Source organism: Pseudomonas anguilliseptica (assembly GCF_900105355.1).
In the GTDB taxonomy this organism is placed as follows: Bacteria; Pseudomonadota; Gammaproteobacteria; order Pseudomonadales; family Pseudomonadaceae; genus Aquipseudomonas; species Aquipseudomonas anguilliseptica.
Map to the genome: position 1 here is coordinate 1684324 of NZ_FNSC01000001.1, position 23425 is coordinate 1707748.

Genomic DNA, 23425 nt, shown 5'->3' on the forward strand with positions numbered 1-23425 from the left:
CTACATTGCTCGCACAAAAACAACAGCGAGCAACTCAGCATGACGATTTCACCTGTTACGCCGTCGTCCGCGCAGCGTCCGGAAGACGAAAACCTTGGTATCGGTGCCAACCTCGCCTATGGCCTGCAGCATGTACTGACCATGTACGGCGGCATCGTTGCGGCGCCCCTGATCATTGGTCAGGCCGCCGGTCTGTCCCCTGCCGAAATCGGCTTGCTGATCGCCGCCTCACTGTTTGCCGGCGGCCTGGCGACCTTGCTGCAAACCCTCGGGTTGCCGTTCTTCGGCTCACAGCTACCGCTGGTACAAGGGGTGTCCTTTGCCGGGGTGGCGACCATGATTGCGATCCTCGGCAGTGACGGCGCCGGCGGTCTCCCTGCGGTGTTCGGCGCGGTGATCGCAGCCTCGATTATCGGGCTGTTGATCACCCCGGTATTCTCGCGAATCACCAAATTCTTCCCGCCGCTGGTCAATGGCATTGTCATCACCGTCATCGGCCTGACGCTGATGCCGGTGGCGGCGCGTTGGGCCATGGGCGGCAACAGTGCCGCGGCGGATTTCGGCAGCATGGCCAATATCGGCTTGGCCGCGTTGACCCTGGTCACCGTGCTGCTGTTGAGCAAACTGGGCAGTTCGAGCATCTCGCGCCTGTCGATCCTGCTGGCCATGGTCATCGGTACCCTGGTAGCCGTGGCCCTGGGCATGGCGGATTTTTCCAAGGTGACTGAGGGGCCGATGGTGGCGCTGCCCAGTCCGTTCCACTTCGGCATGCCGACCTTTCATGTCACGGCCATTATTTCGATGCTGATCGTGATTATCGTCACCCTGGTGGAAACCTCGGCGGACATCCTCGCGGTCGGTGACATCATCGAAACCAAGGTCGACTCCAAACGCCTGGGTAACGGTCTGCGTGCGGACATGATCTCCAGCGTGTTTGCGCCGATCTTCGGCTCTTTCACCCAGAGTGCCTTTGCCCAGAACGTCGGCCTGGTGGCCGTGACCGGGGTGAAAAGCCGCTATGTGGTGGCCTCGGCCGGTTTGATTCTGGTCACCCTCGGCCTGCTGCCGGTGATGGGTCGTCTGGTTGCTGCCGTGCCCACGGCGGTGCTGGGTGGTGCTGTTCGGCACCGTGGCGGCCAGCGGGATTCGCACCCTGTCCAAGGTCGATTACCGCAATAACATGAACCTGATCATCGTCGCGACTTCGATCGGTTTCGGCATGATCCCGATTGCTGCGCCGACCTTCTATCATCACTTTCCAACCTGGTTCGAGACCATTTTCCACTCGGGCATCAGCTCGGCGGCGATCATGGCGATTGCGCTCAACCTGGCCTTCAACCATTTCAAGACCGGCAACTCGGACCAGCAGTCGGTATTTGTTGCCGGCCACGAGCGTACCCTGCGTTACCAGGACATTGCCGCACTCAACGATGGCGATTACTTCAAGGGCGGCAAGCTGTTCGACGCCGAGGGCAAGGAAGTGCCGCTGATCAAGGAAGCGTCAGGGCACTAGCCGGGCTGGCCACCACGTCATTAACGCGGCGTGGTGGCGATCAGGCGTGAGTCGGCCAGGGCCGCCGTACGGTGTTCGGTGGCTGTGCGGTACTCCGGGTCGGCAAGCATGCTGAGAAAGGCCGCCTTGGACGGATAACGCACCAACAGCAGTTCATCCCACTGCTCGTCCGCTGGGGCAATCAGGGCCGCTTGTGCGGCGGCCATGACCTGCACCTCACCACCCACTCCGCGCACTTTGCGCAGCGCCGTCTGGCTGTAGCGTGTATAGGCTTCGCGGCCACTGCAAGGGGCATGGATGCTGCCGTTGGGGTAGCTGGCCTGGGCCTGAAAGCGCAGCAGGTTGAGCATCAGCAGCGGCGTGTCATCCGCCACCTTGGCGGTGAATGCGGCCAGTTGGTCAGGACTGGGGTTGATGCTGGGCATGGCGGCGCTCCTCATGTGTGGAGCGCCCAGTGTCGGCATGCATCGGCCAACAGGCAATCTGCATCAGCCTTGCTGATTGCGCGTAATCGATGCCTTAAACCGGCAACGCCACATAGAACTGCGCGCCTTGCCCTGCGCGTGAATGCACGCCGATCTGTCCGCCATGCAGCTGGACGATTTCCTTGCACAGCGCCAGGCCGAGACCGGCGCCGCCTTTCTTGCGGCTGACCTGGACGAAGGGATCGAAGATCCGCGTCTGCTGGCGATAGGGGATGCCCTCGCCGTTATCTTCCACGCTAAGCACCACCCGCTCGTCCTGCTGCCGTGCCTGCAGGCGGATGTGCCCGCCAGGGTGGCTGTGGCGCAGGGCGTTGCCGATCAGGTTGTCGAGCACCCGTTCGATCTGCAGCGGGTCGATCTGTACGTCCGGCAGCTCGCCGTGCACCTCGCAGGCCAGACTGACCTGCAGTTCGGCGGCCTGGGTGCTGAAACGTTGCTGGGTTTGCAGCAGCAGTGGCTCTAGAGCGCAGGCCGACAGCTCCAGGGCTTGCAGGCCGTTCTGGTAGCTCGAGAAATTCAGCAGATCGTTGATCAGTCGCAGCAGGCGCTGCATTTCCTCGTCCACGGTAGTCAGCAGGTCGGCCTCGCGGGACTCGGCGGCAAACTGCAGGCGCTCCTGCAGCAGGGCGAACGCCATCAGCATGCCGGTCACCGGGGTGCGCAGCTCGTGTGAGGCGCGCAGCACGAACTCGCTGCGCACCCGTTCAAAGGCGCGTTGCTCGGTCACGTCGCGCAGCACCATCACCGCGCACATCAGCCGCCCCTCACTGTGGCTGACGCCTGACAGGCTGTAGGCGAGCAGGCGTTTCTCTCCGTCGACCTGCACCTGCACATCGTCCAGCAACTCATCCAGGCTCTCGCCCTGCAGCACCTTGTGCAGCTGCTCGGCCAGATCGGCGCGTTGCAGCGCCACATCGAGGGTCTGTCCGAGCTGCTCGGCGCCCCAGCCCAACTGGCACAGGGCCACCGGGTTGACGTGCTCGACCCGGCCGGCGCAATCGAAGATCAGCAGGCCGTCATCGATGCTGTCGAGTACCGCCTGCAGGCGTTGCTGCTCGGCCTGCAATGCTTCGACATCGCTGTTCTTGAATTCGCGCAGGGCCTCGGCCATCAGGCCGAAACGCTGGCTCAGCGCGGACATTTCCGCCACCGGGGTCAGCGGCAGGGTGACCTGGAAGTCGCCCTGACCGATCTGGTCAGCGGCCCGCGCCAAAGCCTCAATCGGCCGGACGAAGCGCTGGGCGATGCTATGCGCGGGGACAAAGCCGATCACCAGCACCGCCAGGCCGATCATTCCGAGCAAGCCGGCGATCAACCAGGCGCGCTCACGTGCGCGGGCTTCTTCGTATGCGGCGGCATCAACGTAGCGCGTCTGTACCGCGTTGATGCGATCACGCAGGGCTTCGATGGCGCGGCCGAAGCTGTCATTGCGCAGCAACTCGCGGCGTACGGTCAGGGGTTTGGCCAGCAGGTCATCGAGGTTGGCGTAGGCGCGCTCGACTTCGGCAATCGCCTGGCGGTCGCTGTCATCGGTTGCGCTTGCGGCGGCCCGTTGCAGCCAGCGTTTGAACTGCAGATCGGAGGCTTTCAGGGCCTCGCGGTCGAGGTCTTCGGCGAGCAGCAGAATCACCTGCTTGCCCAGCTCCTAACGCAATCCGAGGCTGGCGTCGATGATCTGCAAATTGCGGGTCATCGCCTGGCTCTGCACCTGAGTCAGCTGCAACACGCTGAACATCCCCAGCAGCAGCCCGACAATAGCCACGGTGAGCAGCGCGCTACTGCTGATAAACAGCCGGCTGCGCAGGTTCACAGGCTGAGCTGCTTGCGCTTGCGGTACAGGGTAGAGGCGTCGATGCCGAGGGTTTTGGCCGCCTGGTCGAGGCTTTCGCTGTTGGCCATCACGGCGCTGATATGGGCTTTTTCCAGGGCCTCCAGGCTCAGCTGGTCACCGATCTGCGGCGCGCACTGGCTGCTCGACGCGTTCAGCCCGAGGTGGCTGACCTGCACCAGCTCTTCGCTGCAGATGATACTGGCGCGCTCAATCACATTGCGCAGCTCGGGGGTATTGCCCGGGCAGGCGTAGCTCAGCATCGCCTCGCGCGCTTCGTCGCTGAAGTTGCGCGCGGGGCGCGTATAGTCGACGACAAAGCGCGCGAGAAAACGCTCGGCCAGGTCGAGGATGTCCTCGCGGCGCTCGCGCAGCGGCGGCAGGGTCAGGGTGATGACATTGAGGCGATACAGCAGGTCTTCACGAAAACGCCCCTGCTGAACCATCTCATCGAGATTGAGGTTGGTCGCCGCGAGAATCCTTACATCGGCCTGGCGGGTCACCGGGTCGCCGATGCGCTCGTATTGTTTGTCCTGAATAAAGCGCAGCAGCTTGAGCTGCAGGGCCAGGGGAAAATCGCCGATTTCGTCGAGGAACAGGCTGCCGCCATCGGCCTGGTTGACCCGCCCCAGAGTGCTTCCGCTGGCGCCGGTAAAAGCGCCGCGGTTATGCCCGAACAGCTCGCTTTCCATCAGTTCGGCACTGAGTGACGGGCAGTTGATGGTGATGCAGGACTTCTTCGCGCGTTTGCTCCAGCGGTGAATGGCCTGCGCCAGCTCGCCCTTGCCAGTGTCGGATTCGCCGAGAATCAGGATATTGGCGTCGGTGTCGGCCACCTGTTTGGCGGTTTGCAGCACCGCCATCAGCGCCGGGCTCTGCGAGTCGAGACCATCGCCGGGCTTGCGCACATAGCCTTCCAGGCGCTCCAGGCGTTCGATCAGCTGGCGCGCTTCCAGCTGTTTGGCGGCGGCCAGGCGCAGCTGCTCCGGGCTGCACGGCTTGACTAGATAATCCGCTGCACCGGCCTGGATGGCATCCACGGCAGTGTCCACCGCCGAGTGCGCGGTGACGATCACCACGCGCATCCAGGGCGCCTGCAGGCGCATCTGCGCCAGCACCTCCAGGCCGTCATCCGCGCCCAGGCGCAGGTCGAGAAAGCACAGATCGAAGACCTGACGCAGCAACAAGGCATCGGCCTGGGCCGCGCTGCTCGCGGTACTCACCTGGTAACCCTGGTCTTCCAGGCAATAGCGGAAGGTGCGCAGGATGGCGCTCTCGTCATCCACCAGCAGAATGCGTCCCAGACAGTGTTCTTCTGTGCTTGCGTGCATAGCCATCTCCTTCTTGTCCCGCCCCCAGTCATTGCGTGCACAGGGTTAGCCCACGGTGCGTCGTGCAAGTTGCACGGCTGTTCTGTGACGATCATGCAAGCTGCAAGCCTGGCGTCTTCGCTGATCTTTAATAAGTTATTGATATTTATGAACTTATATCGATAGATAAAGCTGGCATGGCACTTGCCATCTATCAGTAACGACGGCGATAAACGGCCGTCTGCTTGATTGTTATCCATTGGAGGAACTGCCATGCATCAATTGAAAACTCTGGCTCTGGCTCTGGCTCTGGCTCTGGCCACTGCGACCGCCGGCCTGATCGTCCTGGCCCCTTTCGCTGCCTATGCTGCCGAGGGTGATACCAGCCGTGCGTTGAGCGAGGCGCGCCAGGAAGGCTCGATCTGGACTGCGTTTGCCCTTAACCGCCACCTCAACCCCTTCACCATCGACGTGGATGTGGAAAACGTCAGCGCCAAGCTGACCGGTAAGGTGGAAACCGATGTCGAGCGCGATTTGGCTGATCAGATCGCCCTGGGTATTGAAGGGGTGAAGAAGGTCGACAACCTGCTGACCCTCGAGCCGAACTTCGAAGCCAAGGCCAGCGCCGAGCCGAACCTGTCGCAACGTTTTGACGATGCAACTCTGGTAGCCACGGTGAAATCCAAGCTGTTGTGGAACAGTAATACCGAAGGGTTGGACATCAACGTCAACGCGCTCAACGGCAAAGTCAGCCTGATCGGTAGTGCGCAGAGCGCTGAGGCCAAGGACCTGGCCGGTCGTCTGGCGGCCAGCACCGAAGGCGTGCGTGAGGTGAACAACCTGCTTAGCGTTAGCGCCACTGACAGCAGTGCGGCCAAGGCACAGAACGCGGCCGATGAAACCGCTGCGGCGATCAGCGATGCGTGGATCACCAGCAAGGTGAAATCCAGCTTTATCTATAGCCGCAACCTCGACGGTTTGAATATTTCGGTCGACACCCAGAAGGGCATGGTCAGCCTCAGCGGCAGTGTGCTGAGCAACGCCGAGAAGCAATTGGCCGTTGAAACCGCCCGCTACCTGTTGTCTGAGGCTGCCTTGCCGCTTGGGCAGCCGCTACATCTCACAGGAGATCCACCATGACTGACACCACCGAACAACTCAACGAACTGATCGAAATCACCCGTGACGGCCAGCGCTTCTACCAGCACGCTCACGATGAAGTGAAGGACGTACGCCTGCAGGTGCTGTTTCGCGACATGTCGCAGAGCAAGAGCGAGTTGATCCGCGCGCTGTCGGTGAAAGTTGCCGCCAACCAGGAAGTCCCGGCCAGCGGCGGTACCTTTGTCGGCAAGCTGCGTCAGGTTTATGCCGATACCAAAGCTAGCTTGGCCAGCGACACCGAGGCCACCTACGTGGCGCAACTGGAAGAAGCCGAAGACCGCATTCTGCATGCGTTTGAGGATGCTCTAGAAGGTTCAGAGCCGAGTGTGCAGGCCCTGTTGGCGGTAGAAATGCCGAAAGTTCGTGCCAATCATGACCGTATGCGCACCTTGAAGCAGTCCATGCAGTAAGCACGCTACGGTGTGGCCTGTGCCACACCGGGTCATCTAGCGCCGCGGCGCACACCTGAGTAGACAAGGAGTATCGCCATGCTGAGTTGGGCCATTACCTTTCTGATTATCGCCATCATCGCTGCAGTTCTGGGCTTCGGTGGTATCGCCGGCACCGCCACGGGTATCGCGAAGATTCTCTTCGTGGTGTTCCTGGTGATGTTTATCGTCTCGTTCATCATGGGCCGTCGTCCGCGTGGCTAAAGGAGCACTCATGACCATCAAGACGCTGCTTGCCGCCCTGTTGCTGGGCGGCAAGCAGCGGCTTTGGCCGCAGACACCGACGGCCAATTCCGCCTCAATGAACTGCTCGCCAGTGACCCTGCTTATCAGCAAAGCTGGCAGGATCTGGTGCAAGAGGAAAGCCGTTTGCCGGAGTGGGTGATCAACCTCAACGGCATCGCCAGCCCTATGCAAAGCCTGGATGATGATGGCGACAAGTACCTGGTCGGCCAGCTGTGCGAAGCGCACAACTGCTTCAACCAGCGCCTCTACGTGGCCTTCAGCTGGGACAAGGAAGACGCCTATGCACTCTATGTGCAACTGCCCGACGGCCTGCCGACGGACAGGGCTCCCAGCCAGCACGCCACCCTGCGCTAGCTTGGCGAGCCGGACGAAGGGACTCAGCAGTTGCTGCAGGAGCAACTGAAGAGCGATCCAAACTGGTACTAGCAGGTGGTTGAATAATCACCTGCGCTTCCTCGCCTGTTTTTGCCTTGTCTCGGCTGCCTCGCCTAGGTTTCTCAACGGCCAGCTAAGTGGCGCAGCTCCGTTATGGCGATCTGTGGATGCAAGAATCCACACAATCGCCACAACGACTACTAACTCCCACCACAAAGCGACCTCAGCATGGCCCCCGTGTTTGCATAACTTACGGGGAACTTCGCCATGTTTGATTGTTTATCCATTCCTAAGATCAGCGTCGGTCGCCGGTTTGTGCTGCTGATCGCCTTGGTTCTGGCGCAGCCCGCGCTGGCCAGCGAGCAATCCGCCGCCGAGCACAGCGAAAGTCCTTATTTCGCGGTACAGAGCGACGATCCCGCAGTGGATCGCTTACCGCTCAAGGCCACCAAAGTCGAGGTGCGGGTATTGGGGGTGATCGCCGATGTGCGGGTTGTTCAGCAATACCGCAACGAGGGTACGCGGGCGCTGGAGGCGCGTTATGTGTTTCCCGGCTCGACCCGCGCGGCGGTGTACGGCATGACCGTGCGCTTGGGCGAGCGTGAACTACAGGCGCAGATCCGCGAGAAGCAGAAGGCCCAGCAGGAATATCAACAGGCCAAGAGCGCCGGTAAAACTGCGGCCCTGCTCGAACAACAGCGCGAAAATGTATTCCAGATGAATGTCGCCAATATCCTGCCCGGTGATGTGGTCGACGTGGAGCTGCGTTATACCGAGTTGCTGCTGCCCACCGATGGCGTCTACAGCTTCGTTTTCCCTACCGTGGTCGGGCCGCGCTACAACGGCAGTGCCGGCAGTGAGAGCCACAAGGCTGGCCCCTGGGTCAGCACACCATATTTGCCCGAGGGCGAAGCGACGGGCGATGCTTTCTCGCTCGCGGTGGAGTTGCAGTCGCCGGTGCCGTTGGCCGATATCCGCTCGCCAAGCCACAAGATCGAACTGCAACAGAGCACGCCGAGTCAGGCGCGGGTCAGCCTGGGCAGCGATGCGGGGCAGAGCAATAACCGCGATTTCATCCTCGACTATCGTTTGAGTGGCGCCACTTTCGAGAGCGGCGTGCTGCTGTCCAAAGGCACCGAAGATAACTTCTTCCTGGCCTTGATCGCGCCGCCGGCGAAGGTGAAAAGCCAGATGCTGGTGCCGCGCGAATATATCTTCGTGGTGGATATCTCCGGCTCCATGCATGGCTTCCCGCTGGATACCGCCAAGCGCCTGCTGAAGAATCTGCTCGGGCGTTTGCGCCCGGTCGACAGCTTCAATGTGCTGTTGTTCTCTGGCAGTAGCAGCATGCTCGCCGATGAGTCGCAGGCGGCTACCCCAGCGAATATCGAGACTGCGTTGGGTATGCTCGACACCACGATGGGCTCGGGCGGCACCGAGCTGCTGCCGGCGTTGCGCAAGGCACTGGCTGTGCCGAGCGATCCCGAGCGGGCGCGTAGCTTTGTAGTGGTCACCGATGGTTTTGTGTCGGTTGAACGCGAGGCCTTCGAGCTGGTGCGCAACAATCTGGACAAGGCCAATATGTTCGCCTTCGGTATTGGCAGCTCGGTCAATCGTCAGCTGATCGAGGGCCTGGCGCGGGCCGGGCAAGGCGAGCCTTTTGTAGTCCTCAACGAGGCGGCGGCGGACGAGCAGGCCGAGCGCTTTCGGCAGATGATCGATGCGCCGGTGCTGGCCAATCCGCAGGTGCGTTTCGCTGGCTTGCAGGTCTATGACGTCGAGCCCGTGGCCCTGCCGGATCTGTTCGCTCAGCGGCCTCTGGTAGTGTTCGGCAAATGGCGCGGCGAGGCGCGCGGCAGCCTGCAAGTGGAGGGGCGCGGCGCGGCCGGGCCGTATCGAGGTACCGATCAAACCCGAGATGGCCAGCGAGAACAATCGGGCGCTGGGCTATTTATGGGCGCGGCATAAGGTCGCCAGCCTTACCGATCAGGAAACCCTCGAAGGTGACTACGTCCATAGCCAGGCGATTCTCGACTTGGGTCTGAAATACAGCCTGCTGACGCCTTACACCTCGTTTATCGCCGTGGACGAACAGGTGCGCAACCCCGACCCGGCCGCTGCCGCCAGCGTCAAGCAAGCGCTGCCGTTGCCCCAGGGCGTGAGCAATCAGGCGATAGGTGCGCTGGTGTCGAGCACCCCGGAGCCGAGTACCTGGCTGATGTTGCTGGTCGCGGCTCTGGGTATGGGTTGGCTGGCGCGCCAGCATGCTCGTCAGGAGCAACTTGAGTGATGTCGGCGCTCCCAATGGCTTGGTCGCGCGTAGGGGCTAACCCGCCGACGTGGCTGTGGTTGCTGCTGCCGGCATTGGCGCTGTGGCCGGTGTGGCAGTGGAGCGCGCGGCGAATGAGCGATGGCTCCGACGATCCGTTCGGCATAGTCGCGCTGCTTGCCTTAGTGCTGATGCTCTGGCGCGAGCGCCGCCAGTTATCGGCCGCGCCGCGGCTGCCCTGGTTACTGCTGACAGTGCTGCTCTGCGCGGCGGCCGGGTTGGTGCCAGGCTTGCCGCCGTTATTGCGCGCGGTAGTGGCGGTGCTGACGCTGTTCGCCGGGGTGCTGGCGCTGCGCGCGCCGGGCCAGGCGCTGCTGGCCTGGCTGGGGTTGGGCTTGTTGGCGCTGCCGATCATGTCGTCCCTGCAGTTCTTTATCGGCTATCCGCTGCGGGTGCTGACCGCTGAGGTCAGCGCCTGGTTGCTGCGCGCCGGCGGGCTGGAGGTGCTACGCCAGGGCAGCACGCTGGAAGTGTCCGGGCAACTCATCATGGTCGATGCACCCTGTTCGGGCATTCAGATGGCCTGGGTCGCCTACTTCACTGCGTTCGCCACCGCCGCCTGGCTACGCATGGGCGATCGTCAGTTACTGCGCCGTTTGCCGCTGCTCGGGGTGTTGATACTGGCCGGCAATATTCTGCGCAATAGCCTGCTGATCCTGCAGGAAACCGGGCGCCTGGATTGGCCCGGCTGGATGCACGAGGGCACCGGCTTGCTGGTGTTCATCGGCGTTTGTGCGCTGGTGCTGCGCTATATGATGGCGAACGGTGTGGCCCACGAAGTCACGCTTGCGCCACTGGCGCCTGAGCTGCCGGGCCACCGGCCGTCGTTGCAGCCGGCGTTGCAAGTGGTGGTGCTCACGGCGTTCGTGGCTGTGGCGCTGTGGCGCTGTGGCCGCTGTTGGCAGCGCCTGCGGCTATTGAGCCAAGGTATGGCAGCTTTGTCGAGTGGCCAGCGCAATACGCTGGCGAGCCACTGCAACCTTTGGCCTTGTCGGCGGTGGAGCAGCGTTTCGCCGCGCAGTTTCCCGGTGCTATCGCCCGTTTTAGTGCGGGCGCGCGGGCGGTCACGCTGCGCCATGTGACTCGTCCCACGCGTAAGTTGCATCCGGCCGCAGACTGCTACCGCGGTCTGGGGTATCGCATTCAGGCCATCCATCTGGAGCAGCGCAGTGATGGCGCCGGCTTGCAGCGCTGTTTTGTCGCCAGTGGTCATGGCGTCGACCTGCGTGTATGCGAGTACATCGAGGACGCCGCTGGGCAGAGTTTTAGCGATAACTCGGCTTGGTACTGGTCGGCGCTCAGTGGGAGCTCGGTGGGGCCATGGCGAGCTGTGAGTACGGCTGAGCGGTTGTGAAAGCGCCCGCTGCGGCGGACAAGGTTTCGCCCTCTCCGCCCGGCGACTGCTAGTGTTGTATGCCTCGCGGCTCAAGCGGTTAACCCCACCCCAGCCTGTTTTTAACGCCGCGATGGCAACGCAGGTAGTTTTTCAACAGCCTGCTAAGCCGCGCTATCATCCCGACCATTGATCGGGGGGGAGATACGGCATGCTCAATTGGCTGTGGCTGGGTTTTTTCGTGGTGGCGGCCATTGCCGGCCTTTCGCGCTGGTTGCTCGGTGACGACCCGGCGGTATTCGCTGCCATGGTCGAAAGTCTGTTTGCCATGGCCAAGTTGTCGGTCGAGGTGATGGTGCTGCTGTTCGGCACCCTGACCCTCTGGCTCGGGCTGCTGCGCATTGCCGAGAAAGCCGGCCTGGTCGATGCCCTGGCGCGCATGCTCGGCCCGCTGTTTGCGCGGTTGATGCCGGAAGTGCCACGCGGTCATCCCGCCCTCGGCTTGATCACCATGAACTTCGCTGCCAATGGCCTGGGCCTGGATAACGCCGCCACGCCGATTGGCCTGAAAGCCATGCGCGCGCTGCAAACCCTCAACCCCAGCAGCACCACGGCGACTAATGCGCAGATCCTGTTTCTGGTGCTTAACGCCTCGTCGCTGACCCTGCTGCCGGTGACCATCTTTATGTACCGCGCCCAGCAGGGTGCGCCGGACCCGACTCTGGTGTTTCTGCCGATTCTGCTGGCTACCAGCGCCTCGACCCTGGTCGGCTTGCTGTCGGTGGCGCTGATGCAGCGCCTGCGCCTGTGGGCCCCGGTGGTGCTGGCGTACCTGATCCCCGGTGCGCTGCTGCTGGGTAGCTTTATGGCCGTGTTGGCGACTATGTCCGCCACGGCCTTGGCGGCGCTGTCGTCGCTGGCCGGCAACCTCACGCTGTTCGGTATCGTCCTGCTGTTTCTGCTGCTCGGCGCGTTGAGGAAGGTTGCGGTGTACGAGGAGTTTGTCGAAGGCGCGAAAGAAGGCTTCGATGTGGCCAAGAGCCTGCTGCCCTATCTGGTGGCGATGCTCTGCGCGATTGGCGTGCTGCGTGCCTCCGGTGCGCTGGAGTTCGGCCTCGATGGCATTCGCTGGCTGGTCGAAGCCGTGGGTTGGGATACGCGCTTTGTCGAGGCGCTGCCCACCGCGCTGGTCAAGCCGTTCTCCGGCAGCGCAGCGCGCGCCATGCTGATCGAAACCATGCAGACTCACGGCGTCGACAGCTTCCCGGCGTTGATTGCTGCGACCATCCAGGGCAGTACGGAAACCACCTTCTATGTGCTAGCGGTGTACTTCGGCGCGGTCGGCATCCAGCGCGTGCGGCATGCTGTGGGTTGCGCGCTGCTGGCCGAGTTGGCCGGTGTGGTGGCGGCCATCTTCGTCTGTTACTGGTTCTTCGGCTAAGCGTTCGGTAACGATCTGCTGCGCAAGAACCGTAGGTTGGCGTTGAGCGCCGCGAAGCCCAACAGGACGTTGAAGCGGCGTTGGGCTTCGTAGCTTTGCTCCTCAACACCAACCTACCGGCTACTCCACCACCTTAAACCGCAGCACCCCAATCATCTGCCCGGCTTCGGTCAGCACCTGCACCTGCCAGCGGCCGACGGCGTCGGCGGGGAAGTTCTGTTTGTGGGTCCAGGCGCGGTAGCCTTCCTTGCGCCCGCCGTGGATATCCAGGGCGATGCGTTCGACTTCACCGCCATCGCGGCGCCAGACGTGATAAATCCGCTCGTTCAGCCCGCGCGGTGCACTGATCGCGGTGTAGGCGAACAGGCCCTGGCTGCGCAGTTGCGCCACGCTCAATTCCTTGATGCTTTCGCCCGGAGCGCGGTTCTGGTTATCGAACTCACTGGTAACCGCCACCTCGGTCAGCCACAGGGTGGCCGGTGGCACCCAGGTGCGCGCCAGCCAGCCGGTTGCACCAATCGCTAGAGTCAGGCCGACCAGCAGCAGGCCACGCCACCAGCGTTGTACGGTGATGATCGTGAACAGCGAGGGAAACGACAGCAGCACAGCCGCCGCCAGCGCCAGTTGATAACTCTGTGGCGTGGTCAGTTTGAAGATGATCGGCAGCGCGGTGAGCAGCACCGCGAACAGCGCCAGGGTGTGATAGGCGAGAAACAGCCAGCGCTTGGGCGCCAACCACTTGTAGTACAGCGGGTCAATGATCGAGATCAGCGCCGCGCAAGCCAGCAGGCCGCTGAACAGCAATTGGCCGCTGTTCCAGGTGGTGGTGATAAAGAAGAACGGCAGAACGAAGAACAGGCTCTCCTGGTGGATCATCTGCGTGGCATAGCGCAGCAGCGGCGGCGGCAGCTCGAAGCCGAACCAGCGGGCGATGCGCTCGCGCAGGATGTTTTCCAGAATCAGCCACAACAAGCTGACCAGCATCACCAGCGCCAGTACTCGCGCCAGCTCGGCCTGGCGCTCGACCAGCAGAAAGCTCGCCAGCCCCGAGGCAAAGCCGAAGATCGCTACCATCCCGGGATTGCGCTGAATCAGCGTGATCAGTTTGAACAGCTGTTGTTTCACGGCGTGCACGGGGCGTCCGCTTACTCCGACCACACGGCCAGGCGATTGCCACTGGGATCGCGAAACTCGAAACGTCGCCCGCCGGGAAAACTGAAGATCGCCTGGGTGATCTGCCCACCGGCGGCGGCCACCTGGGCGCACACGCCTTCCAGGTCCGAGGCGTAGATCACCACCAGTGGCCCAACACCGGCGGCGCTGTCGGTGGTAAAGCCGCCCGTCATGCGTCCGTCGGTAAAGCTGCTGTAGTGCGGGCCATAGTCGGTAAAGCGCCAACCGAAAACCTGTTCATAGAACTGCTTGAGCAGCGGCAGGTCGACGGCGGCGAACTCGATGTAGTCGATACGCAGATTCTGTTCGGCTTGGCTCATGGCGGCATACCTGGGGAATGGCGGGGCGCAGAGCATAGCGCGCCCAGCCGGCCAGGGCACAGGCATCTGTCGCCTTTGGCCACGCTGTTTGGCCAGCCTCGCCACTGTCTCCCCGCAACGCGCTGGATAGCCTGCAATGGGTAAACACAGTCGATGAAAACGCAGCGCCCGCACCATGGGACCGCGCTGCGTTATGGAGAGTTAAATGCGCGTCTTGATCACGGGGGCAGCCGGCTATATCGGCCAGCAGCTGCTTAACCAACTGGCCGTTCAGCACCCGCAGTGGCTGCTGATTGCCGCCGATATCCGCCCGCAGAACCGTGCAGGGATGAAGCTGAATATCGAACCGGTGCTGCTCGATATCAGCCAGCCGGCCGCCGTGGAGGATTGCGTCGCGACCTGGCAGCCACAGGCGATTGTTCACCTGGCCTCGGTAGTCACTCCGCCACCAGGCATGAGCGAGGCACAGCTGCATGCCATCGATGTCGGCGGCACCCAGGCGCTGATCCAGGCGGCTGCGGCCCATGGCGTCGAACACCTGATCGTCACCAGTTCCGGCGCTGCCTATGGCTATGACCCGCAGAATGCCGAGTGGCTGGATGAAGACCAGCCGCTGCGCGGCCATGCGCAGTTCGCCTACGCCAAGCACAAACGTGAAGTGGAGGTGCTGCTGGCTGAAGCGCGGGTGCAGCATCCGCACCTCAAGCAGATGGTGCTGCGCCCCGGCACCATCCTCGGCAAACAGGTGAACAACGTAAGCGCTCCATAAACCTCATCTACAAATGATCCGCAGGCCAGCCAATGCTGAGCTCCAATTTCTTTCTGGAGCCAGCCGTCATGATGCGCCCCGACGCCAAAGTCGAAAAAGTCTATCTATACCCCAAGCCGGTGGATTTCCGAAAATCCATCGATGGCCTGGCCGCCCTGGTCGAGCTGGATATCAAGGTGGCGGTGTTCGACCCGGTGCTGTTCGTCTTCCTCAACCGCGCGCGCAGCCGGGTGAAGATTTTGTATTGGGAGCGCAACGGCTTTTGCCTGTGGCTCAAGCGATTGGAGGCTGAACGCTTCAAGTCGCATCCGGAACCTGGCGAAGATGCGATCGTGCTGACGGCCCAGGAGTTGAACTGGTTGTTGGACGGTATCGACCTGTGGCGCAACCGGCCGCACCAGGTTTTGACCCCTAGGTTCGTCACCTGAGCCGGTATAATCCACGGCATGATTTCTGTGCCCGAAACCCTTCCTGATGACCCCGCCGCGCTCAAGCAATTGCTCGCTGAGGTGTTGTCGTCGGCGCAGGAATTGGCCAAGGACAAGGATGGGCAGATCGAGCGCCTGCGCGAACAAAACGCGCTGTTGATCCAGCGCCTGTTCGGCCGTAAATCCGAGCAGAGCAGCGACCCGGATTCACCGCAGCTAGAGATGTTCAACGAAGCGGAAAGCCTGGCCGAAGCGGCGGCTGAAGCTCCGGCCGCTGAGGTCGAGGAAGAAGTCGTTGCGCCGACCAAGCGCCGCGGCAAGCGCAAGCCGTTACCGGCCGAACTACCGCGTGTCGAGGTCATCCACGAACTGCCCGAACACGAACTGACCTGCGAATGCGGTTGCCGCAAGCAGGCCATCGGCGAAGAAACCAGCGAGCAGCTGGAAATCATCCCGATGCAGGTTCAGGTGATCCGCCACATTCGCAAGACCTATGCCTGCAAGGCCTGCGAAAGCGCGCCGGTCACCGCTGACAAACCGGCCCAACTGATCGAGAAAAGGCTGGCCAGCCCGAGCGTGCTGGCGATGCTGCTGACCAGCAAATACGCCGACGGCATCCCACTGTATCGCTTCGAAAAGATGCTCAGTCGCCATGGCATCGACATCCCCCGGCAGACCCTGGCGCGCTGGGTGATCCAGTGCGGCGAACTGCTACAACCGTTGCTCAACCTGATGCGCGACAGGCTGCTGGACAGTCCGGTGATCCACTGCGATGAAACCCGCGTGCAGGTGCTCAAGGAGCCTGGGCGCGATCCGAGCAGCCACTCCTGGATGTGGGTGCAGACCGGTGGCCCGCCTGGCAAACCGGTGATCCTCTTCGACTACACAACCAGCCGCGCGCAGGAGGTGCCGCTGCGCCTGCTCGACGGTTATCGCGGCTACCTGATGACCGACGATTACGCCGGCTACAACGCCGTGGCCGCACAACAAGGTGTTGAGCGCCTGGCCTGCTGGGCGCATGCGCGGCGCAAGTTCGTCGAAGCGCAAAAGGTGCAACCGAAGGGCAAAACCGGGCGTGCCGACATCGCGTTGGGGATGATCAACAAGCTCTACGGCATCGAGCGCGAACTTAAGGATGCCAGCGATGAACAGCGCTACCGGGGCCGCCAGCAGCACAGCCTACCGCTCCTCGATCAGCTCAAGACCTGGCTGGAGAAAACCCAGCCGCAGGTCACGGCGCAGAATGCCCTGGGCAAAGCAGTGAACTACCTGGCGAGCAACTGGAGCCGACTCGAACGCTACATCGAGGCTGGCCACCTGCCGATCGATAACAACGCTGCCGAGCGCGCGATCCGGCCCTTCGTCATAGGTCGCAAGAACTGGCTGTTCAGCGACACGCCGAAAGGCGCGACCGCCAGCGCCCAACTCTACAGCCTGGTGGAAACCGCCAAGACCAATGGCCAGGAGCCCTACGCCTGGCTGCGCCATGTCCTCGAACGCCTGCCGCTGGCCAACAGCGTTGAAGCCTACGAAGCGCTGCTGCCTTGGAACTGCCAACCAACGACGCCACTGTAAAACGCAAAACCTCTCCAGAGGGAGGTGGGGTCTATGGAGCGCTTACGGAAGAAAAGCCGTACCCAGCGGATCAACCTGCTGCGCGGCATCCTGCGCGAAGCGGGTATCGAAGCCCCGGTCGCCACCGCCGCGTTTATCCGTGCGGCCCACGAGTTGGTTGAGCGCCCAGAAGTCGCCCCCTTGAGCCATCAACTGCATATCGTCCTTGCGGAAATCAACCTGCACGAACAGTGCGTGGCCGAGTGTGAGCAGCAACTCAAACGCTGGCACGCCGACGATGAAGTGGTGCGCAAACTCGATGAAGTCAGCGGTATTGGCCTGCTGACCGCCAGCGCCCTGAAAAACGCAGTCGGCAAGCCCGAGCGCTTTGCCAGTGGTCGTCAACTCAGCGCCTGGCTGGGCCTGACACCACGCGAATTCAGTAGCGGCGACCGGCGCAAGTTGGGTCACATCAGCCGACAGGGCAACGTCTATGTGCGCACCTTGTTAATCCACGGCTCGCGAGCGGCCTTGCTGGCAGCACAGCGCTGTCAGGCTCGCTCACCGGAAAAACTGACCCAATTGCAACGCTGGGCCGTCGAGACGGCAGCCCGTATCGGCCACAACAAAGCGGCTGTAGCCCTGGCCAACAAGTTGGTCAGGATTTGCTGGGCCGTGTGGTGCCATGAGCGGCGTTTCAGTGGTAACTGGCAAAGCCTAAGGATGGTCTGAAGTAGCCATGTATTTCTGGCTGACTTCAGCCCCGCCGATTTTGAAAGCGGCAAATCGATCAAAAACGATCAGATTACCCATTCATTTCTGTGTTTTTAGCCGCCGCGAGTAGCTCGCGGCAGCCATTTCCCGCATTACAGGCGCACCTCTCCTGCATTGGTCAGTAAATGTCGGCGTGCCATCCACAGGTTCGACAGCGCGAACAGCGTCACCAGTTGCGCCGTGTTCTTGGCCAAGCCACGGAAGCGTGTCTTTACATAACTGAACTGACGCTTGATCACCCGGAACGGGTGCTCAACCTTGGCGCGCACCTGGGCCTTGGCCTTCTCGATCTTGCGTTTGGCTTTGTACAGCGGGCTGCTCTTACCCAGCTTCTTATAGGTGCTGCGGCGGGCAGCAACCTGCCAGATCACCTCGCGCCCATCATGTTCGGGGCGCTTTTCGACGCCGGTATAACCCGCATCGGCGCACACCACGTTTTCCTCGCCGTGCAGCAACTTGTCGACCTGAGTGACATCCGCCACGTTGGCCGCCGTGCCTACCACGCTGTGTACCAGCCCCGACTCGTCATCCACGCCAATGTGCGCCTTCATGCCGAAGTAGTATTGGTTGCCCTTCTTGGCCTGGTGCATCTCTGGGTCGCGTTTGCCGTCCTTGTTCTTGGTCGAACTCGGCGCATTGATCAGCGTGGCATCGACGATGGTGCCTTGGCGCAACGACAGGCCACGGTCGCCAAGATAGCCATTGATGACGGCCAGGATGCCGGCAGCCAACTCATGTTTCTCCAGCAGACGACGGAAGTTGAGGATGGTGGTTTCGTCGGGGATACGTTCCAGACTCAGCCCGGCGAACTGCCGCAGGATAGTGGTCTCGTACAGCGCTTCTTCCATCGCCGGGTCGCTGTAGCCGAACCAGTTCTGCATCAGGTGCACACGTAGCATCGCCATCAGCGGATAGGCCGGCCGACCGCCTTCACCCTTGGGGTAATACGGTTCGATCAGTGCGATCAAACCCTTCCACGGCACCACCCGATCCATCTCGATCAGGAACAACTCTTTGCGGGTCTGCTTGCGTTTGCCGGCGTACTCGGCATCGGCGAAGGTCATTTGCTTCATCGGAAAACTCGGCGGGTGGCGTCCGGGCATTTTGCCAAAATCAGGAAGTCTTATTCAGAGTTTCCTTAGGTGTTGTTCGGCCAGTTGCTGGCGGGTGTCGTTAAGCAGTTGTTGGTAGTTGCAGCCTTCATCGGCCAGGCGTCGTTGCAGGGTGCGTTCGCTCAGGTGCAGGTGCCGCGCCAGTTCACTGCGGTCCGGCTCGCCACGTGCCAGCTGCTCACCCAGTAAGGCCACCACGCGGGCGCTGAGCCCTTCGCTGGGCAGGCGCGCTGGCGCAGCAGGTTCTGCAGCGGCGGATTGGCCTGGATCAGCGGCGCACTGGCCAGGCTGCGCGGCAGGACGATGCCGTAATCACTGGCGGCAAACTGCAGCGGGCAGGCAAAGGTCTTGGTGTAACTGCCCAGTGTCGGCGGCTCTGGGTGAACAAACTGCGCACGCAGCAGCTGCCAGTTATCCAGCAGCGGATGCAGCATCTGCACCCAACAGGCCATCAGCGCCAGGACGCGGGTGCGGGTGGCCGGCAGTTCGGGATGCAGGGGGCGATAGAGCAGTTGCAGCTCCTCGCCTTGTTCGCGCAATTGCACCTCGCCGCCCTCGCCGCCCAGACGCTGATAGCGCAGCCCGGCAGCCAGGGCGTCGCCCAGGGTCGGGCTACTCTGCAACAGGTAGCCGAGCACGCTGAACGGGCCAGGGGCGAGGTTGCAACCCAGGGCCAGGCCGGGTTCGGCATGCTCGATGCGGCTGAGGTGTTGCCACAGGTGTTCCTGCGTGGCGAAGGGCACGCGTGCATCGGGGTCGCTAAGCTGGCTGCCGTGCAGCTCGCAGGCGCTCATCAAGTGGGCACGATCAACGCCCAGGCGGCTGGCGGCATGCAGCACTGCGAGGGTGATGCTGGCGCTGACCGAGGTGTGTTGCGAATCGAGTGTGTGCTTGGGCATAGCCTGATTCTGCCCAAAGCTGTGGCTTGGCGGTAGCGTTAAGACGTCTAGCTCAACACTTGGTTACTGGTGCAGCCGGGATTACTCCGTGCAACCTGTGGCTGAGCAGTTAGACTCTTGTCCTTCCGGGCGCACTCAAAAGGTGCGAACGGTTCAAAAATAAACAGAAAAGGAGAACTCCCATGAAAGGTAAATCCCTGGCATGGGCCCTGTCGGCTGCACTCGCAGGTATTACCCTGAGCAGCGCCGTACAGGCCGAAGAGCAATTCGTCACCATCGGCACCGGTGGTCAGACCGGCGTTTATTACGTTGCCGGTCAATCGATTTGCCGCTTCCTCAATCGCGGTGCTGCTGAGCATGGCATCAAGTGCAACGCCCCAGCCAGCGGCGGCGGTGTGGCCAACGTCAACGGCATCCGCAGTGGCGAATTCAATTTCGGCATCATGCAGTCGGACCACCAGTTCAAGGCCATGAAGGGCGTCGCGCCGTTCGAGAAAGAAGGCGCCATGAAGGACATCCGTGCGGTGTTCTCGCTGCAGAGTGAGGTGTTCACCATCCTCGCCCGCCGTGATGCCAAGATCGCCAGCTTCGATGACCTCAAAGGCAAGCGCGTCAATATCGGCAACCCAGGTTCCGGTCAGCGTGACACCCTGGAAGAGATCATGCAGGTCAAAGGCTGGGACCGTTCAGCGTTCTCCCTGGCGGCCGAATTGAAGCCGGCCGAGCAGGCTTCTGCTCTGGGCGACAACAATATCGATGCAATGACCTACTTCGTTGGCCACCCTAACGGTGCCATCCAGGAAGCCACCACCACTGACGCGGTACTGGTACCGGTGACCGGTGCGGAAATCGACAAGCTGCTGGCTGAGAAGAGCTACTACACCAAGGCTGATATCCCAGGTGGCGTGTACAAGGGCAACGATGCGCCAACCCCGTCGATTGGCGGCAAAGCGGTGCTTTCCACCTCGGCCAAGGCCAGCCCGGACGTGGTCTACCAGCTGGTTAAATCGGTATTCGACAACATCGATCGCTTCAAGCGTCTGCACCCTGCATTTGCCGACCTGAAAGAAGAAGACATGATCAAAGTCGGGCTCAGCGCTCCGCTGCACGAAGGCGCAGTGCGCTATTACAAAGAGCGCGGCTGGCTGTAAGCGGCCCACGCTGCCCGTCCCAACGGGCTAGTGTCTCTAGATAAGCAAACCCGCAGCTGCAAGGCTGCGGGTTTTGCCGTTTCCGTACTCTCGAATGCAGGTTCAACCCATGCATGACAAGCAACTGTCCACCGAAGAACTGATCGCTCAGGATGTCGGCGCGCGTCTGCCCGTCGGCGCCATGGCCCAGGTGATTACCGGCCTGGCTCTGCTCTGGTCGCTGTTTCAGCTGTGGATCGCCTCGCCGCTGCCGTTCGTGTTCGGCATTGGCGTGTTCAACGACACCGAAACCCGCTCGATCCACCTAGCGTTTGCCCTGTTGCTGGCGTTTCTCGCCTACCCGGCATTTCGCAAGTCGCCGCGTGACCGCGTGCCGCTGCTGGATATCGATCTGGGCCTGGTCGCTGCCGCCAGCGCCGCCTACCTGTTTATCTTCTACCAGCAGCTGGCCTTGCGCCCCGGTAGCCTGACCACCGCGGACATGCTCACCGCCTGTATCGGCATCCCGCTGCTGCTGGAGGCCACCCGCCGCGTACTCGGCCCGCCGTTGGCAATCATCGCCTTGCTGTTCCTCGTCTACAGCCTGGCCGGGCCCTATATGCCAGGGATGCTGGCGCACCGTGGGGTCAGCTTCAATGCGATGGCCAACCACCAGTGGATCACTACCGAAGGGGTGTTCGGCATCGCCCTCGGCGTATCCACCAGCTTCGTATTTCTCTTTGTGCTGTTTGGCGCCTTGCTCGAGCGCGCCGGCGCGGGGCATTACTTTATTCAGCTGGCCTTCAGCATGCTTGGCCACTTCCGCGGCGGCCCGGCCAAGGCGGCCGTGGTGGCGTCGGGGTTGACCGGGTTGATCTCCGGCTCCTCGATTGCCAACGTAGTGACCACCGGCACCTTCACCATTCCGATGATGAAGCGCACTGGCTTCTCGGCCGAGAAGGCCGGCGCGGTGGAAGTGGCGTCGTCGGTGAATGGCCAGATCATGCCGCCAGTAATGGGTGCGGCGGCCTTTCTGATGGTCGAGTACATCGGTATGCCCTATGTCGAGATCATCAAGCACGCCTTCCTGCCGGCAGCGATCTCCTATATCGCCCTGCTGTATATCGTCCATCTGGAATCCCTCAAGCTCGGCCTGCAGCCAGTGGGCGGGCATCAGCCCAAGCCCTGGCTGCGCCGCCTGACTGGTTTCGCCTTTGGTGCGGCGCTGATCAGCGGCCTGTCGCTGGCGGTGTATTACGGCCTTGGCTGGCTCAAACCGGCACTGGGTGAATACGCCCTGCCAGGCATCGGCGCGCTGCTGGCGCTGGTCTATCTGGCGCTGCTGAAAATCGCTGCCAGCGTGCCGGTATTGCCGGCCGAAGACCCGGATGCGCCGCTCGACGAACTGCCGCAAACCCGCGCCGTACTGCTTTCCGGCCTGCACTTTCTGCTGCCGGTGGTGGTGCTGGTCTGGTGCCTGATGATCGAGCGTCTGTCCCCTGGCCTGTCAGCCTTCTGGGGCAGCGTGATGCTGGTGATCATCCTGCTGACTCAGCGCCCGCTGCTGAGTTGGATGCGCCACGACGGCAGCCATGACCACGGCACTTTCATGGACGGCGTGATCGATCTGCGTGAAGGCCTGATCGCCGGCGCGCGCAATATGATCGGCATTGGCATTGCCACAGCGGCGGCGGGCATCATTGTTGGCGCGGTGTCGCAAACCGGGGTTGGCCTGGTGCTGGCCGATCTGGTCGAACTGCTGTCGATGGGCAATCTGCTGCTGATGCTGGTACTCACGGCGATCTTCAGCCTGGTGCTGGGCATGGGCCTGCCGACCACTGCCAACTACATTGTGGTGTCCAGCCTGTTGGTGCCGGTGATCGTCACCCTCGGCCAGCAGAACGGCTTGATCGTGCCGCTGATCGCGGTACACCTGTTCGTTTTCTACTTCGGCATCATGGCCGATGTGACGCCGCCGGTGGGTCTGGCTTCGTTCGCCGCTGCAGCGGTGTCCAAGGGCGACCCGATCAAGACTGGGATTCAGGCCTTCTACTACAGCCTGCGTACGGCGGTGTTGCCGTTCCTGTTTATCTTCAACACTGACCTGCTGCTGATCGACGTGGATTTCTGGCACGGCGTGCTGATCTTTATCATCGCCACTGTCGCCATGCTGATCTTCGCTGCTGGCAGCCAGGGCTATTTCCTGGTGCGCAGTCGCTGGTACGAGAACGTGCTGCTGCTGTTGGTGGCCTTCACCCTGTTCCGTCCGGGTTTCTGGATGGACATCGTGCATGACCCTTACCGCGACATCCCGCCGGCACAACTGGCCCAGGCTCTGAGTGATGTGGCCGATGGTAGCCAGCTGCGCCTGCGCATCAAAGGTGAGGATGCGGTCGGTGACGCCCGGGAATTCAGCCTGCTGCTGCCTGTGCCGGAAGGTGCCACGGGTGAAGAACGTCTGGAGAAACTCGACCTGCTGACGTATGAAGAGGGCGGCAAGGTACTGGTCGACAGCGTCACCTTCGGCAGCCCGGCGGCCGAAGCGGGCCTGGAGTTCGATCAGGAAATCCTCAAGGTCCGCGCGCCAACGGATCGCTGGACCAAGGAGCTGATGTGGATTCCGGGCTTCCTGCTGTTCGCCCTGGTGGTCTGGTTGCAGCGTCGCCGGCGGGCCAACGGTACGGCTTGAGTTGAGCCTGACGCCCCACCCGCTGCGCAGCTTGTTGCGCAGCGGGCTGTTGATAAGTCTCTGGGGATCAGGCTGTAGGCCTTGTAGCCATTGGCTTTGAGCGTGCT

Annotated in this window: 19 protein-coding genes and 5 pseudogenes; 16 read left to right on the forward strand and 8 right to left on the reverse strand. The window is 62.1% G+C overall.

The window, feature by feature from the left end; genetic code table 11:
* Window positions 1–39 precede the first annotated feature (39 nt).
* A pseudogene (locus tag BLW24_RS08195) lies at window positions 40–1513 on the forward strand (nucleobase:cation symporter-2 family protein).
* A 20-nt stretch (window positions 1514–1533) separates the two neighbouring features.
* On the opposite strand, the gene BLW24_RS08200 reads toward BLW24_RS08195, so the two are convergent.
* From BLW24_RS08200 to algB, 3 genes and pseudogenes are all read right to left on the reverse strand, one after another.
* Window positions 1534–1938 carry a DUF1330 domain-containing protein gene (locus BLW24_RS08200; RefSeq protein WP_090379018.1) on the reverse strand — a complete coding sequence of 135 codons (405 nt, stop codon included), beginning with the start codon at window positions 1936–1938 and terminating at the stop codon, window positions 1534–1536.
* Between the two features lie 94 nt (window positions 1939–2032).
* Window positions 2033–3808, reverse strand: a pseudogene (locus BLW24_RS08205) (ATP-binding protein).
* Window positions 3805–5157: a sigma-54-dependent response regulator transcription factor AlgB gene (algB, locus tag BLW24_RS08210; protein WP_090379021.1), complete on the reverse strand. Its 1353-nt coding sequence runs from the start codon at window positions 5155–5157 to the stop codon at window positions 3805–3807. The pseudogene BLW24_RS08205 and the gene algB overlap by 4 nt, the downstream one beginning before the upstream one ends.
* A gap of 252 nt (window positions 5158–5409) precedes the next feature.
* Here algB and BLW24_RS08215 point away from each other — a divergent pair, with 252 nt between their 5' ends.
* From BLW24_RS08215 to BLW24_RS08245, 9 genes and pseudogenes are all read left to right on the forward strand, one after another.
* Window positions 5410–6276 carry a BON domain-containing protein gene (locus BLW24_RS08215; protein WP_090379024.1) on the forward strand — a complete coding sequence of 289 codons (867 nt, stop codon included), beginning with the start codon at window positions 5410–5412 and terminating at the stop codon, window positions 6274–6276.
* Window positions 6273–6707 (forward strand): ferritin-like domain-containing protein, encoded by a 435-nt coding sequence (locus BLW24_RS08220; protein WP_090379027.1) that lies wholly within the window; start codon window positions 6273–6275, stop codon window positions 6705–6707. Before BLW24_RS08215 ends, BLW24_RS08220 begins: the two co-directional genes overlap by 4 nt.
* Before the next feature lie 78 nt (window positions 6708–6785).
* Window positions 6786–6950: a DUF1328 domain-containing protein gene (locus BLW24_RS08225; RefSeq protein ID WP_090379030.1), complete on the forward strand. Its 165-nt coding sequence runs from the start codon at window positions 6786–6788 to the stop codon at window positions 6948–6950.
* Between the two features lie 10 nt (window positions 6951–6960).
* Window positions 6961–7418, forward strand: a pseudogene (locus BLW24_RS08230) (inhibitor of vertebrate lysozyme family protein).
* A gap of 216 nt (window positions 7419–7634) precedes the next feature.
* Complete coding sequence (locus BLW24_RS08235) at window positions 7635–9335, forward strand: VIT and vWA domain-containing protein (RefSeq protein ID WP_208600153.1); 1701 nt, start codon at window positions 7635–7637, stop codon at window positions 9333–9335.
* The gene (locus BLW24_RS26150) at window positions 9286–9657 is read left to right on the forward strand and encodes a PEP-CTERM sorting domain-containing protein (RefSeq protein ID WP_208600154.1); all 372 of its coding nucleotides are present in this window, start codon (window positions 9286–9288) and stop codon (window positions 9655–9657) included. The genes BLW24_RS08235 and BLW24_RS26150 overlap by 50 nt, the downstream gene beginning before the upstream one ends.
* Complete coding sequence (gene xrtQ, locus BLW24_RS08240; RefSeq protein WP_090379033.1) at window positions 9657–10778, forward strand: exosortase Q; 1122 nt, start codon at window positions 9657–9659, stop codon at window positions 10776–10778. Before BLW24_RS26150 ends, xrtQ begins: the two co-directional genes overlap by 1 nt.
* Entirely contained in the window at window positions 10775–11050 is a 276-nt protein-coding gene (locus tag BLW24_RS25560) for a hypothetical protein (RefSeq protein WP_139272652.1), read from the forward strand. The genes xrtQ and BLW24_RS25560 overlap by 4 nt, the downstream gene beginning before the upstream one ends.
* 190 nt (window positions 11051–11240) lie before the next feature.
* Complete coding sequence (locus BLW24_RS08245) at window positions 11241–12470, forward strand: nucleoside recognition domain-containing protein (protein ID WP_090379035.1); 1230 nt, start codon at window positions 11241–11243, stop codon at window positions 12468–12470.
* A gap of 120 nt (window positions 12471–12590) precedes the next feature.
* Here the strand turns inward: BLW24_RS08245 and BLW24_RS08250 are convergent, their stop codons facing one another.
* A complete protein-coding gene (locus BLW24_RS08250) occupies window positions 12591–13604 on the reverse strand; it encodes a DUF5924 family protein (protein WP_244161114.1) in 1014 nt (337 codons plus the stop codon).
* Window positions 13605–13615: 11 nt separating this feature from the next.
* Entirely contained in the window at window positions 13616–13963 is a 348-nt protein-coding gene (locus tag BLW24_RS08255; protein ID WP_090379037.1) for a VOC family protein, read from the reverse strand.
* A gap of 205 nt (window positions 13964–14168) precedes the next feature.
* Between BLW24_RS08255 and BLW24_RS08260 the strand changes: the two are divergent.
* The 4 genes and pseudogenes from BLW24_RS08260 to BLW24_RS08275 form a co-directional block, all read left to right on the forward strand.
* Window positions 14169–14717 (forward strand): annotated as a pseudogene (locus BLW24_RS08260) (NAD-dependent epimerase/dehydratase family protein); the annotation flags it as partial.
* 47 nt (window positions 14718–14764) lie between these two features.
* Window positions 14765–15160, forward strand: coding sequence for an IS66 family insertion sequence element accessory protein TnpB (gene tnpB / locus BLW24_RS08265; RefSeq protein WP_244161054.1), 396 nt, complete (start codon window positions 14765–14767; stop codon window positions 15158–15160).
* Window positions 15161–15178: 18 nt separating this feature from the next.
* Window positions 15179–16735, forward strand: a complete 1557-nt coding sequence (tnpC, locus tag BLW24_RS08270; protein WP_090375563.1) for an IS66 family transposase — start codon at window positions 15179–15181, stop codon at window positions 16733–16735.
* A 42-nt stretch (window positions 16736–16777) separates the two neighbouring features.
* A pseudogene (locus BLW24_RS08275) lies at window positions 16778–17446 on the forward strand (IS110 family RNA-guided transposase); the annotation flags it as partial.
* A 134-nt stretch (window positions 17447–17580) separates the two neighbouring features.
* On the opposite strand, the gene BLW24_RS08280 reads toward BLW24_RS08275, so the two are convergent.
* The 3 genes from BLW24_RS08280 to BLW24_RS08285 are packed head-to-tail and all read right to left on the reverse strand — an operon-like array spanning window position 17581 to window position 19499.
* Complete coding sequence (locus BLW24_RS08280; RefSeq protein ID WP_090375425.1) at window positions 17581–18561, reverse strand: IS5 family transposase; 981 nt, start codon at window positions 18559–18561, stop codon at window positions 17581–17583.
* Between the two features lie 54 nt (window positions 18562–18615).
* Entirely contained in the window at window positions 18616–18798 is a 183-nt protein-coding gene (locus BLW24_RS26435; protein ID WP_244161115.1) for a helix-turn-helix transcriptional regulator, read from the reverse strand.
* Complete coding sequence (locus BLW24_RS08285; RefSeq protein WP_244161116.1) at window positions 18723–19499, reverse strand: AraC family transcriptional regulator; 777 nt, start codon at window positions 19497–19499, stop codon at window positions 18723–18725. The genes BLW24_RS26435 and BLW24_RS08285 overlap by 76 nt, the downstream gene beginning before the upstream one ends.
* Before the next feature lie 182 nt (window positions 19500–19681).
* Between BLW24_RS08285 and BLW24_RS08290 the strand changes: the two genes are divergently transcribed.
* Entirely contained in the window at window positions 19682–20650 is a 969-nt protein-coding gene (locus BLW24_RS08290) for a TAXI family TRAP transporter solute-binding subunit (RefSeq protein ID WP_090379046.1), read from the forward strand.
* A 109-nt stretch (window positions 20651–20759) separates the two neighbouring features.
* Complete coding sequence (locus tag BLW24_RS08295) at window positions 20760–23318, forward strand: TRAP transporter permease (protein ID WP_090387667.1); 2559 nt, start codon at window positions 20760–20762, stop codon at window positions 23316–23318.
* Window positions 23319–23425: the final 107 nt, after the last annotated feature.